The organism is Bacillus sp. 05T31 (genome assembly GCF_056396725.1).
The window spans coordinates 1-12734 of sequence record NZ_JBFTMA010000047.1; the positions used below are offsets into that span (position 1 = coordinate 1).

Sequence of the window (12734 nt, forward strand, 5' to 3'; positions counted from 1 at the left end):
CTCTAGTAAATCAGGTACACGTGCCATCGTACCGTCCTCATTTATAATTTCGCAAATGACTCCAGCTGGTTCTGCTCCGCAAAGTTTGGCTAAATCGACAGCGGCTTCTGTATGACCAGCACGGCGCAGTACACCGCCTTCTTTCGCAATTAATGGAAAGATATGTCCAGGGCGATTGAAATCAGCGCCTTTTGATGCAGGGTTTAACAATTCTTGTATCGTAGTTGCACGTTCATGAGCACTAATCCCTGTTGTTGTAGAAACATGATCAATGCTCACTGTAAACGCAGTGTGATGTGAATCTGTATTATGAGATACCATTGGTTCTAACTGTAGACGTTCTGCGTACTCCTCCGTAATGGGTACACAAACGAGACCACGACCGTGTGTAATCATAAAATTAATCGTTTCTGGTGTAATGTACTCTGCTAAAGCAATAAAATCGCCTTCATTTTCTCGGTTTTCATCATCACATACGATAACAACTTTTCCTTGTTTTAAATCTTCTAGAGCTTCTTCAATACGATGAAACATTGTGCTTCCTCCTTATAGAAATCCGTTTTCTTGTAAAAAGCTTTCGGTCATTGAACCAGTTCTTTTTGCGGGCTTTGAGATAAAGCGTTCAATATATTTTCCAATCATGTCACACTCAATGTTTACGATGTCCCCGGCTTTTTTTTCTCCGATTATAGACTCGCTTACTGTGTGGGGGATGAGTGAAATTGTAATTGAAGATTCGTCTATATCAAATATTGTTAAGCTAGTGCCATCAACAGCAACGGATCCTTTATGCAAACAATAGCGTAGTAATTCATCAGAAATTGCTATTTTGTAATAGATGGCATTGTAATGTTGTTTTTTAGTTAAAATCGTACCGATGCCATCGATATGTCCGGTGACGAAATGTCCACCGAATCGTCCGTTTGCAGCCATCGCCCGTTCTAAATTCACTTTGGCACTTGGCTTTAGCATACGAAGTGATGTTGCTTTCATTGTTTCAGGCATTGCGTCGACAGTGAATGAAGTAGTCGTAAAAGTAGTTACTGTTAAGCAAATGCCGTTAACTGCGATACTATCACCTAATTTGACATCCGATAAAATTTGCTTTGCGCTAATAGTTAGCTTCATTGCTTCACCACTTTGAGTCATGCTTGATATCGTTCCTAACTCTTCTACGATTCCTGTAAACATTCCGTTACCTCGCTTTTTAAGGTTGCAACAATTTTTATATCATTACCGATTTGTTTCATCTCTTGAATTGTTAAGGAAAGTGCATCTTGTAACTTCGAAAAACCAGCTCCGCCAAATAAGGTGGGTGCATCTTTTCCACCAATTAATTTCGAGCTTATATAGGTCACGATTTCATTAAAACTATTTGTTTTTAAGAAGTTTGCATGCACCGTTTGACCACCTTCAACGAACAGAGAAAGAATTTGTTTCTCACCGAGTAGGGATAGGACATCTTGTATTTCAATTTGCTGTGTTTTCATTTGGAATACAGCTATATTGTTAGATTCATAAGACGCTATTTTCTCTTTGTTTACATCCTTACCGACAATAATCCATGTCGGAGTTAAGCCATCTGTTATGACATGAGAAGATGGCGGCGTTCGTAAGTGGGTATCTAAAATAACGCGTATAGGATGCTTACCTCCGTTTGGAATTCGTGTTGTTAAGTGTGGATTATCAGTTAGAACTGTATTCACACCGACTAGAATAGCATCATGTATATGACGATATTGGTGAACGTCAGCGCGTGCTTCTTCGCCTGTAATCCACTTACTTTCACCGGTTACAGTTGCTGTTTTTCCATCTAAGCTCATTGCTGTTTTTATTGTTACAAAGGGACGTTTCGTTTTCATATAGTGAAAAAAGTATCGATTTAATAAAGTKGCTTCCGCYTCAAGAACACCAGTAGTCACCTTAATTCCAGCTTCTTCTAATATTCTTTTTCCATTGCCGGAAACGAGTGGATTGCAATCAAGAGTAGCAATTACAACACGCTGAACTCCTTTTTCAATGAGTAATTCACAGCAAGGGGGTGTTTTTCCAAAATGGCTACACGGTTCAAGTGTTACATAAACGGTAGCGTCTTTTGCTCTTTCACCAGCCATGTGAAGAGCATGAACTTCAGCATGTTCTTCACCAGCACGCATGTGGGCACCCATTCCAACAATTTTTCCATCTTTAACAACAACGGCACCAACCATAGGATTTGGGCTTGTTTGTCCCGATGTTCCTTGTGCTAACTGCAAGGCAATCCTCATATATTCTTGATCTGTCATTCTYTTCACCTCTCCTGAAAAAATCAAAAAACCCCAAGGATTTTATATCCTTGGGGTTTGGGAGACGTGATTTCTAGAAATATAGTTCGAATACGAAAGTATAGRAAAGAAACCTAACGATGACTGATATTTTGGCATAAGGAAAAAACCTAGCAAAATATCAAATTCTTTCAACGCTAGTCGTATCTTTTTATTTCAGTATAGAAACATAAGTATACAAAATAAAACATATATAAAGATTCAAAATGAAACTTTAAAAATATGCATACTGAAATAAAAGTGTATTCGCTATATAAAATTACTAGAAAACATATCCTTCTCCCATCCAGACTATACTGTCGGCCCTAGAGTTTCACTAGATCCACCGTTTTCGCGTTGAAAACGGGTCACGGACTTAGAAGCTATCGCTTCATCACCGCCGGTTGGGAATTTCACCCGACCCCGAAGGATGTTGTTTGCTCACATTATAGCACAAAAAAGAAAAAAGCATAGTAAAAAATGTTCGAATGTGAAGAATTGTTTGAAAATATATGCCGATTTGAATGGGGACGAAAGTAATAGAAATGTTGAAAGGGGAAGGGCTGTATAGGCTTTGATCAAAAGAAAAAACATACACAAATAAATGTGCATGCTCTTTAAATATTTATTCTGCCTCTGGTGCTCTAACAACAGACTCGAATTTGCCTTTATGCGAAGCATCGCAATAAGGCATGTTTTTTGATAAACCACAACGACATAAAGAAAATGCTGGTTTTGCTGGGAATACATTCCCTTGTGAGTCAACTAATTCCACGTCCCCTGTAACGCGAAAAGAGCCATTATCATTCACTTTAATTTGTACTTTTGCCAACGTTATCCCTCCTTTCCAAACGCTTACTCTCATCATATAATTAGGGAGAGTACTTGACAATATAAAGTTCAACTAATAATCAGTGGGGGCATCCCCACTGATTATCAGCCCGCACCAATCGGGCGTTTACGGGCAGTTAATCTCCCACCTTACTTCTTTGCCTAAGCTGAATTTTGAGGTGGGAGTCTTACTGCCCGCAAATAGCGGGATAAAAAGAGCACTTTGTTTGAAAGAGAAGAGAGTGTTATAATAGTTTTTATAACTGACTAGAGTAAGGTGACGAAAGATGGATAAAAAATTACACACACTACAAAATATTGCAAATGAGCGCACATGGGCATCATTTTTGAATGATAATCATCCATATAGTTTACTTCATTGGTCAATCGCAGGTGTAGGACAAGAACCGAAAGATGTTTGGTTACTTCAAGATGAGGTAACTTTTCAAACGACGGAATTCCCAACGCTAGACGAGGCAGTAAAGTGGATTTCTGAAAATATGGAACAGGTTACAGACGTTTTAGCGCAGTAAAAAAACAGGCTTATGCAAGCCTGTTTTTTGTTTCTTTTACATATGTGTTTAAAAATTGATCGATGGCATCTTCGTACTCTTCTTTATTTTCATTATAAGAGCAAGCGTGTGCACCATGTTCTGCAATATAAAGCTGTTTATTATTTTCTTTCGCTTCATAAAGTGATTTCGTCATATCAGATAAAATATAGTCATCATCTTTACTATGAATAAAGAGAACCGGATTGTTAATATTTTTTATACAATCAATTGGTGAAACTTCACGAATTGTATAGCCATCACGAACTTTTAAAAAGGCATTTGCTAAAGGTAATAAAGGCCATTTTGGCAAATGAAACTCAACTTTCAAACGATGTTGTAACTGTCCATAAAAATCAGAGAAAGGACAATCAGCAATATAAAAATCAGCACCATCTTCTACAAGTCCTGCATATTGAAGAAKAGTTGCAGCACCCATAGATTCACCATGAATTCCGAGTGTAATATTCGTTCCGAAACGATCTTTTAGCCAGTCAACGACTGACTTTAAATCATGTTTTTCATAATAGCCATAACTTGTTGTTTTACCACCGGTTTTACCATGACGGCGATGATCATAAATAAATACGTTATATCCTCTATTTAAAAATAAGTTTGCATATTTAACGGAATTCATTTTATTTACAGTCACACCGTGGCAAAAAATCATAAATTTATTGGAATGACCAGCTGGCATGTAATATCCGTGAAGTTCGTATCCGAATTGAGAAGGGATGTGAACCTCTTCTTTTTGAATAGCCTTAAAATCGTCCAAATGAAAATGCTTTTTCGTTTCGCGTTCTAAAACTTCTTCCTCTGTTTTTTTCTTCAAGTACATAACTTTATTTGTAAAGAAAATCCCAATCGCAGTTAGTGCACCTAGTATAGTAAACAATGCTGTAAAAAAACGTTTCATACTTTACCTCATCCTCCAAATACCTCTACATGTGATACACTAACATTGTATCACAATGATGTGAAAAGGGGAGAAATCGTGTATGGTTCATATACAAAAAATCACACCAGAAATGAAAGAAGCAATTCAGGATTTTATGTGTGAAAACTGGGGAAGCTCAATGATGGTCTCGCGAGGCAGAGTACATCAATTAGAAGAATTACCTGGTTTTATTGCACTTAGAAATAACAGAATAGTGGGAATTATAACATATAAAGTGATAGAAAACATGTGTGAAATTGTATCGTTAAATAGTTTTGAGGAAGGGAAGGGGATTGGTACAAAACTGGTGGATGGTGTATTGCGAGTGGCAAAAGAGAACGAATGTAAAAAGGTGTGGCTTATTACGACGAATGATAATATGAACGCACTTCGTTTTTATCAAAAACATAACTTCATGATGACGAACTTGTATATTGATGCGGTAAAGGAAGCACGAAAAATAAAGAAAGAAATTCCGTTTATTGGTTATGATAATATTGCGATTTCACATGAAATTCAGCTGGAGTATATTTTCTGAGTAGAGTGGAAATTGTGTAACAATTTTCAGAAATATAAAACAATAACCTTGACGAATGTTATATTTTGGTTTAATTTAAAATTGTAATCTATTACCATATTAAGGGGTGACGATGTGGCAACTATACGTGATGTTGCAAAATTGGCCGGTGTTTCAGTCGCAACCGTTTCAAGAGTCATTAACGAAAAAGGATATGTCCATGAAGATACGGTCAAACAAGTAAAAAAAGCAATTGAAGAATTACATTATAGACCGAATGCTACAGCAAAGCCTTTATTTAAACAGCCTTCAACGGTGATTGCATTACTTGTAGATAATTTGCATAATCCATCATACATCACTTTGCTCCGTTTCGTTGAGGAAATAGCATACAAAGAAGGGTATCAAGTAATAGTTTGTAATATAGAAAATAAGAATAGATACATAGATATGTTGGAACAAAATAACATTGCAGGCGTTATAATGACGAAATCTGTTTTTCGAAGTATAGGAGAAATCTCACTTCCTTTCGCTGTGCTTGAAGAACGACAATCTCTTATGAGCTATTATGAAAGTGGACAGAAAGCTGTTTCTTTATTAAAAGAGAAAGGCTGCCAGTTTCTTGCTTATATCGGTGAGGGAGTAGAGAGTGAAGAAATGGAAGAGCATGTGGCAGGATTTCTAGATACTGCTTGGAAAGAAGGACTTTCTTATCGAGAGGAAATTGTACAAGGGTATACGAATCAACAGTTTCTTGAATTGTTACAAAAGCATCCATACATAGATGGGGTTGTAGCTTCAAGTGATAAGGTCGCTATTGAGCTAATCAGGGCGGCGAAAACTCTTAATATTCATATACCAGGTAAGTTACAAATCATTGGATTTAACGGGAGTGTAGAGGGTGAATGGATAAGTCCATCATTAACGACGATTGGAAGTTATATCGAAGAAAATGGGGAAATAGCTTTTCAACAGTTAATAGGAAAAATAAAGAAGAAACAAGTGCGACAAGAAGAAGTGGAAACAGAATTTAGGTGCATTGAGAGAGAAACAACAAAGTAAAAGGTGCGTTTTTAAAACGCACCTTTTATAGTGTAATTGCGGCAATAAAGCCGAATATAAGYAACGGTATATTATAGTGTAGAAATGTTGGGACACATGTATCCCATATATGATGGTGCTGACCATCAGCATTTAAACCGGACGTTGGTCCAAGTGTACTATCAGATGCTGGAGAACCYGCATCACCAAGTGCACCAGCTGTACCGATAATTGCGATTGTAGCCATGGGACTAAATCCGAGCTGGACGCATAATGGTACGAAAATTGTTGTTAAGATTGGGATGGTTGAAAAGGAAGAGCCAATTCCCATCGTAACGAGAAGTCCAATAATGAGCATAAGAAATGCAGCAAGCGGTTTATTATTTCCGATTATATGTGCACTCGTTTGCACAAGAGATTCAACATGTCCAGTTTTTCGAAGAACAGCGCCAAATCCAGCGGCAGAAATCATAACAAATCCGATAAAGGACATCATACGCATTCCACTCGTTAAAATAGCATCGGCTTCTTTAAGAGGGAGGCTACCGCTAACTGATAAGACGATAATACCTGCTAAAGCACCAAAAATCATTGATTCTGTTGCTAATTGCACAGTTAATGTAGCGAGTATTGATAATAAACCCAAAGTAATGCTTCTTTTCGTATAGGGAACGATTTCATTCTGTGCAGAATGAATTTGTTCTGTTTCATATGTACGTGGTTTTCGGTATGTAATGAAAACCGCTACACATAATCCGATAATCATACCGATTGCTGGAATAGTCATCGCTTTTGGAATAAGTGCGACATCAAATGTAAGACCGCTTTGCGCAGCATTTGTTTGCAATACGTCATGATAAATTTTTCCGAACCCTGCTGGAACCCACATGTAAGGGGTAATTAACCCAAATGTAATAAGACATGTTACAAGCCTACGATCCACCCTCAGCTCATTTAATACTTTTAAAAGTGCTGGAATTAAGATTGGGATGAAGGCGATATGAACAGGGATAATATTTTGTGAGAAACAAGCCATTGTTAAAATGATAAATAATATAAGTATTTTAGAATAGACTTGTTTTTTCGTGTCTTGTTCGTTGCCGATCCATTTTAAAGCTGATTGGATCATTGCATCAGGAAGTCCTGTTTTTGAAAGGGAAATAGCAAATCCACCGAGCATTGCGTAGCTTAATGCGATAGGAGCACTGTTCCCAAGACCGGCTGTAAAAGTACTAATTGTTTCTGAAATACCGAGTCCGCCGATAAGTCCGCCTGTTAAAGCTCCAACGATAATGGCGACAATGACTTGGACACGTAACAAACTAAGCAGTAGCATGACTGCTACTGCGATGAGTACAGCGTTCATAATAAATGTAATCTCCCTAATTTTTATTCTGTTAAGGCAAGCAAGTGTTTGTAGTGACATATACTTGCGACATATCATTATAAAATGTTTTCTATGAAATGTAAAAGCGCCTTTTGTTATTAATGTTGAAAAGATAGTTCTTGTTTAATTGATTGTAAAGATTTAGCGAATAACTCAGGCTCTTCTAAATCTGGAGAATGTGCCGAGTTTGGAAACCAAATCATCTTTTTAATAGGAGCTTGAATGACATCGCAATATTGTTGAACGAGTGCATAAGGAGTTTGATAATCATAGCGGCCAGAACAAAAATAAACAGGAACAGATAAACTTGAAATAGATGAAAAGAAATCGATTGTCAGCATCTCTTCCCATAAAACTCCGGATTTTAAATTTCCTGCGAGAAATTTGAACCAATCTAATAGCGTATATTCAGGAGAAAAGAAGCCTTTTCGTATGAAAGAAAAGGAAGATCCATTTTGGATTGCTCCTCCGAATGTACCAAGCCACTTTCTTTGAATAATGAGGCGTCTCGTATCTAAAAAGGGTGGTTTCCCTAATTTTAAAAGAGAAGCTAATGCCTTTTTATGGTCATGTTTTTTGGCAGAGCTAATTAAATGTTGATATAGTAATTCTTCATTTTGCTTCATATGTACGATTTGACCGATGCCGATGTATGCTTCTATATATTCGGGACATTGATTAGCGATTTGTAGTCCGATAATACTTCCCCAAGAATGACCTGCGAGAAATAGTTTTTGCTTATTAAAGCGTTTGAGAAGATATTGAATAACCTTTTTTGCATCTGAAAAAAATTGATCAATCGTAAGATTTGTTTGGATGTCCCGCCATAAAAAGGATTTACCTGCCCCTCGCTGATCCCAATTAATAACGATAAAGTGTTTTTCTAACTCTTTTTGAAAATGGCGAATAAAGCCGATTTGTGCCATACCAGGGCCGCCGTGACAGCATAATAAAATAGGCTGTTCCACGTTTTGGCCGCGTATAAGGAGAGATTGTTTCCGGTCATTAATCATAACGCTTTCTATCGTAGCGATACTGTTAGGGATTAGTTGCTTCTTTTCGTTGTAAAACTGAGGGGTGTGGCTACGAAAAAGCATATGTAAACCTCCTTTTCTTAAATGGTATGAATCGCACAGGCTCTTTCTTTTGCATATACTACTAGAAAATCATTGTATCATAACATACTGGTTTGATTTCAAGTTTAGGCGATTAAGAGAGGAGGGAGAATGTGACAATTGGAGAAATTATTGATTCTTTAAATAGACGCGAATCAATCGCTATTATAGCGAAACGGCTTGAAATGAGCCCATATACATTATCAAAGAAATTAAGGGTGATTGGATATGAATATGATGGAGAGCAGAAAAAACGTATCTTTATAGGTGATGGCGAAGAGCCACGTCATTTGCAAATCCAAGAAGCTACTGCCCTTCAATATGCAAAAACAGACTATCAATTACTAATTTATGAACAATTACAAAGCATTTATGAATTGCTAAGAAAAAGAGAAGAAGTAAGTGTTCAAATTATAAGTAAGAGCACAGAGAAAAAGAAACGAACCTTTTCGATTAATATAGAAGTATTAGCAAGACTAGATGTTATATCGGAATCAAAAGGGATTCAAAAGTCTAAAATTGTAGAAGAAGCACTACAGGAATTTTTGCAACGGTATGATGTTAATCATGAAACGTATCCAGAGAAATAAAAGAAAGGATACTATGTTCCATATAAGAGCGTGTATCCTTTCTTTTATTTCATTTTTTGTTTTGTTTCGAAAAGTAATATAGGAACCAAACGGCATGATTTTGTTCATCAGCTGCTGCGCGCCGAAATGTTTCTTTCACTTGTTGATTTGTCGTTTCGTCAGCAATTTCTAAGTAAAAATCAACTGTTCGTTGCTCATCTTGCCGAATTCCAAGGATTTGAGTTCGTTCATTTATGTCTGGAGCTAAAGTAGCTAATCTAGCATAAAAATGAATGGCGCTATATTCTCCRTTAATTGCTTTCTCAATACTACGAATGTGTTTGTCAATACAATGTATCGTCATTGTTTGATAGAAATACATACAAATCTTCCCATTATAGTTTTCTATATACTACGAAGAAACAAGGGGCTATGTGCGTATCCTTTACTGTACTAGAAGAATGACAATACGTATGACTCTAAAAGAAGAAGCTCCTTGCATATAAAAGGAGCTTCTTCTTTCGAGTGTCACGCACTAGTTTGAATAGTATTTAATTGTTTTTTTGAATACGTCCATCAATAATCGGCTGAATTGGTTCTTTCACTTGTTTTACATAATCGACTAATGCTTCAAAATCGTTTGGACCAGTTTTAGCATTTTTTCCATTTTTAAAGGATACGAATCCATCACCGCCAGAAGCTAGGAAAGCATTTGCAACTACGCTATACGTTTTAGAGGGAACTAATTCTTCACCATTTGTTAAACGGATATTCGTAACCTTTTCGTTATTTGGTTTATTTGCATCCCAAGTGTATTGRATMCCTGAAATTTGAAGCATTCTYGTTRYKYCTTTTTGCCATTGTTGATTTAAWATATCACGAATRTCTTGACCTGTTAGATCTACTTTAATTAATTGGTTTCCGAAAGGCTGAATGCCGTATAATTCGCCCCATGTAATATCTCCAGCGTCTAGATCATTACGAATTCCACCAGGATTCATAAGAGCGATTTGTGTTTGCATAGTTTGGCGCTGGGCATCCGCAACTAAATTTCCAAGTGTAGATTCACCAGCATCGTTTTGTTTACGGTCGATAGGTGCTGTAGATTTTCCGACTACTTCATTTACAAGAGGTGCGATTTTTTCTTTATATTGATCTAACTTTTGTTTTACTTGTTTATCAGGCTCTACACCTTCATGGTACGTTGTAATAACTTCAGCTTTTTTCTTCACAATATCTTTTGTTTTTCTATCAATCGTTACATCTACATCAGAGAAAGCCATCCCGTAAGAGTTCGCYTGCACGATAAGTTTATTATTTACAGTACCATTTACGTACGTATGACTATGTCCGCCGAAAATAACATCAACTTCKGGATCTGTTTCATTTGCAATGCGAGTAAGGTCACCGTTTGTTACACCAGTGTCATCAGTTGTACCTCCAACGTGTGCAAGGACTACGATAGATTTAACACCGAGACGCTTTAATTGCTGAGTAGATTTATTAATAGCTTCTACTTCATCAGTRATTTSTACATTYTTWAGCATAGTWGGCATAACGACATTYGGTGTATCCGTTGTAACAACTCCRATGAATCCTACAGGAACTCCATCTACCATTTTTACAGTAAATGGTGGTAAAAATAAGCGGCCAGTTGATTTATTATAGAAGTTTGCAGCGACATAAGGGAAGTTTGCTCCTTTGAAATTCCCTGTTTTTTCATGATATCCACCATAAATGAGGCGTCGCATTTCATCAATGCCTTCATCAAATTCATGATTTCCAATTGTACCAACATCAAACTTTAAGTCATTTAAAAATTCAATTGTTGGTTCGTCTTGTAATAATGCGGAAACTGGTGGGCTGGCTCCGACAATATCACCGGCATGTACGAGAAGTGTATTAGGGTTTTGTTTTTTGCGTTCTTTTAAATAAGTAGCTAAATAATCAGCGCCACCAGCTTCTTTATTGTTAACTTTTTTTACAGTATCTAGTTGACCATGTAAATCATTAATACCAAGCATTTGTACGTCTATGTATCGGTTTTGTTCGGCAGGAGTCTGAGATGGAGGAGCGGCGAATACGCTTGAAAAAGTAATAGTACTTAAAACAGCAACAGCAGGAATAATTTTTTTCCACATAATTAATTTCTCCTTTTTTTATAATCTGACATCATACGACATAATTTTAATAGATTACTAGGATTATATCTATACAAAAATTTAGTTTTTTCGAAAAATTAACATATTTACAAAAGATAAATAATAGAGTAGGGAACCTTTTTTATTGTCGATTTCATCATGTATCCTCTATAATGGAGAAAAAAGTAAAAGGTGAATAGTATGAAGAAAAAGAAGCAAAGACAAACACAAAGAAACTCTCAAATGAATCAACCAGAGAAAGAATCACTTACACTAGGTGATCAATTGAACGATTCGYTAATGCAACAATTAAAGAATAAGAAAAAAGAGTTGCAAGTGAGAGAAGAGAAAAAAGAGGCAGCAGAACAAGAAAGAAAGCGTAAGGAACAAAAAGAACGTGAAAAGAATAAATCATTTGAAGAACTGTTAAGTGAAAGTAGCCTTACTTGGAAAGACTTTAAATAATAAAAAAATGATCAGTGAAATGCCGCTGATCATTTTTTTGACGAGTTTGTAAGAAAAGGGGAGTTAGAATGAGGAAAATTGTAGTCGTTCCGTATGAAAATCATTGGAGTGAGAAATTTCAAATGGAGGCCGAAAGATTAAAATCGGCGATGCCAGAAACGGTAAAAATCCATCATATTGGAAGTACGTCAGTGCCAGGACTAGCAGCTAAACCAATTATAGATATGATTATGGAAGTAGAGAGTATCGACAGAGTAGATCATTGGAATGAGCGATTTAAAGAGCTTGGTTACATCGTGAAAGGGGAAAATGGTATTTCAGGTCGTCGTTTTTTTATTCATGGAACTGAGGAGAAACGCTCGTATCATTTGCACGTATTTGAAAAAGGGAATCCTGAGATTACAAGGCATTTATCGTTTCGTGATTACATGATGGCTCATTGCGAAGAAGCAGAGGCATATGCAAATTTAAAGAAAGAACTAGCGGAAAAATATACATATGATGGCACGATGTATACGGAAGGAAAAAATGAGTTTGTACGTAATGTTGATGAAAAAGCGAAAGAATGGAAAGGAAATAACGTGAATGACTGAGTTCACGTTATTTTTTTAAATGTGTATAAAAGTATTATGTAAACTGTACGTATGTTTTGACTTTTTGGATGAATCTTGTTGAAATAAAGTTGTGGTTTATAAAAATGTAACAATGAAAGGGAGAAAGACTGTGCATATTCCAACAACTACACTTCATAATGGTGTGAAAATGCCGATGATTGGTCTAGGCGTTTATAAAGCGAAAGAAGGCAATGAGGTTAAACAAGCAGTAAAAACAGCATTAGAAGTTGGATACCGTTCGATTGATACAGCAACTGTATATG

Annotated in this window: 14 protein-coding genes, 2 pseudogenes and 1 riboswitch; of the genes and pseudogenes, 7 read left to right on the forward strand and 9 right to left on the reverse strand. The window is 36.5% G+C overall.

The genetic code is table 11. The features are described 5' to 3' along the window. From ribBA to AC1DJR_RS05195, 4 genes and pseudogenes are all read right to left on the reverse strand, one after another. Positions 1-534: pseudogene (ribBA, locus tag AC1DJR_RS05180) on the reverse strand (bifunctional 3,4-dihydroxy-2-butanone 4-phosphate synthase/GTP cyclohydrolase II); the annotation flags it as partial. A 12-nt stretch (positions 535-546) separates the two neighbouring features. Then, positions 547-1191, reverse strand: a complete 645-nt coding sequence (ribE, locus tag AC1DJR_RS05185; protein ID WP_002088492.1) for a riboflavin synthase — start codon at positions 1189-1191, stop codon at positions 547-549. After that, positions 1173-2285 carry a bifunctional diaminohydroxyphosphoribosylaminopyrimidine deaminase/5-amino-6-(5-phosphoribosylamino)uracil reductase RibD gene (ribD, locus tag AC1DJR_RS05190; RefSeq protein WP_002138225.1) on the reverse strand — a complete coding sequence of 371 codons (1113 nt, stop codon included), beginning with the start codon at positions 2283-2285 and terminating at the stop codon, positions 1173-1175. Before ribD ends, ribE begins: the two co-directional genes overlap by 19 nt. Before the next feature lie 309 nt (positions 2286-2594). Beyond that, a riboswitch (FMN riboswitch) is annotated at positions 2595-2738 on the reverse strand. Positions 2739-2928: 190 nt separating this feature from the next. Continuing rightward, positions 2929-3135 (reverse strand): CDGSH iron-sulfur domain-containing protein, encoded by a 207-nt coding sequence (locus AC1DJR_RS05195; protein ID WP_001151582.1) that lies wholly within the window; start codon positions 3133-3135, stop codon positions 2929-2931. A gap of 286 nt (positions 3136-3421) precedes the next feature. On the opposite strand from AC1DJR_RS05195, the gene AC1DJR_RS05200 reads away from it, so the two are divergent. Further along, a complete protein-coding gene (locus AC1DJR_RS05200; RefSeq protein WP_002014992.1) occupies positions 3422-3667 on the forward strand; it encodes a DUF2552 family protein in 246 nt (81 codons plus the stop codon). Between the two features lie 10 nt (positions 3668-3677). Here the strand turns inward: AC1DJR_RS05200 and AC1DJR_RS05205 are convergent, their stop codons facing one another. Beyond that, complete coding sequence (locus AC1DJR_RS05205) at positions 3678-4601, reverse strand: alpha/beta hydrolase (protein ID WP_477002159.1); 924 nt, start codon at positions 4599-4601, stop codon at positions 3678-3680. Positions 4602-4683: 82 nt separating this feature from the next. Between AC1DJR_RS05205 and AC1DJR_RS05210 the strand changes: the two genes are divergently transcribed. Continuing rightward, a complete protein-coding gene (locus tag AC1DJR_RS05210; RefSeq protein WP_289404608.1) occupies positions 4684-5160 on the forward strand; it encodes a GNAT family N-acetyltransferase in 477 nt (158 codons plus the stop codon). A 114-nt stretch (positions 5161-5274) separates the two neighbouring features. Further along, entirely contained in the window at positions 5275-6201 is a 927-nt protein-coding gene (locus AC1DJR_RS05215) for a LacI family DNA-binding transcriptional regulator (RefSeq protein WP_002014951.1), read from the forward strand. A 25-nt stretch (positions 6202-6226) separates the two neighbouring features. On the opposite strand, the gene AC1DJR_RS05220 is transcribed toward AC1DJR_RS05215, so the two are convergent. Both AC1DJR_RS05220 and AC1DJR_RS05225 read right to left on the reverse strand, forming a co-directional pair. Next, positions 6227-7546 (reverse strand): Na+/H+ antiporter family protein, encoded by a 1320-nt coding sequence (locus AC1DJR_RS05220; RefSeq protein WP_002014950.1) that lies wholly within the window; start codon positions 7544-7546, stop codon positions 6227-6229. A gap of 119 nt (positions 7547-7665) precedes the next feature. Then, the gene (locus AC1DJR_RS05225; RefSeq protein ID WP_193662406.1) at positions 7666-8664 is read right to left on the reverse strand and encodes an alpha/beta fold hydrolase; all 999 of its coding nucleotides are present in this window, start codon (positions 8662-8664) and stop codon (positions 7666-7668) included. A gap of 131 nt (positions 8665-8795) precedes the next feature. On the opposite strand from AC1DJR_RS05225, the gene AC1DJR_RS05230 reads away from it, so the two are divergent. Further along, positions 8796-9272, forward strand: a complete 477-nt coding sequence (locus AC1DJR_RS05230) for a ribbon-helix-helix domain-containing protein (RefSeq protein ID WP_002014948.1) — start codon at positions 8796-8798, stop codon at positions 9270-9272. Positions 9273-9321: 49 nt separating this feature from the next. Here the strand turns inward: AC1DJR_RS05230 and AC1DJR_RS05235 are convergent, their stop codons facing one another. Then, complete coding sequence (locus tag AC1DJR_RS05235) at positions 9322-9633, reverse strand: ferritin family protein (RefSeq protein WP_429687754.1); 312 nt, start codon at positions 9631-9633, stop codon at positions 9322-9324. 169 nt (positions 9634-9802) lie between these two features. After that, positions 9803-11392 (reverse strand): bifunctional metallophosphatase/5'-nucleotidase, encoded by a 1590-nt coding sequence (locus AC1DJR_RS05240; RefSeq protein ID WP_477002160.1) that lies wholly within the window; start codon positions 11390-11392, stop codon positions 9803-9805. 201 nt (positions 11393-11593) lie between these two features. On the opposite strand from AC1DJR_RS05240, the gene AC1DJR_RS05245 reads away from it, so the two are divergent. The 3 genes and pseudogenes from AC1DJR_RS05245 to AC1DJR_RS05255 form a co-directional block, all read left to right on the forward strand. Continuing rightward, on the forward strand, positions 11594-11857 hold the full coding sequence (locus AC1DJR_RS05245; RefSeq protein ID WP_427283614.1) for a YqkE family protein: 264 nt from the start codon (positions 11594-11596) through the stop codon (positions 11855-11857). Between the two features lie 68 nt (positions 11858-11925). Beyond that, positions 11926-12450 (forward strand): GrpB family protein, encoded by a 525-nt coding sequence (locus AC1DJR_RS05250; protein ID WP_060749660.1) that lies wholly within the window; start codon positions 11926-11928, stop codon positions 12448-12450. Positions 12451-12580: 130 nt separating this feature from the next. Beyond that, positions 12581-12734 (forward strand): annotated as a pseudogene (locus tag AC1DJR_RS05255) (aldo/keto reductase); the annotation flags it as partial.

What these genes read in the sequence shown, in the direction of transcription:
- ribE (WP_002088492.1), bottom strand. Translation starts at nt 1,191, where the DNA reads ATGTTTACAGGAATCGTAGAAGAGTTAGGAACGATATCAAGCATGACT.
- AC1DJR_RS05200 (WP_002014992.1), top strand. Translation starts at nt 3,422, where the DNA reads ATGGATAAAAAATTACACACACTACAAAATATTGCAAATGAGCGCACA.
- AC1DJR_RS05210 (WP_289404608.1), top strand. Translation starts at nt 4,684, where the DNA reads ATGGTTCATATACAAAAAATCACACCAGAAATGAAAGAAGCAATTCAG.
- AC1DJR_RS05225 (WP_193662406.1), bottom strand. Translation starts at nt 8,664, where the DNA reads ATGCTTTTTCGTAGCCACACCCCTCAGTTTTACAACGAAAAGAAGCAA.
- AC1DJR_RS05250 (WP_060749660.1), top strand. Translation starts at nt 11,926, where the DNA reads ATGAGGAAAATTGTAGTCGTTCCGTATGAAAATCATTGGAGTGAGAAA.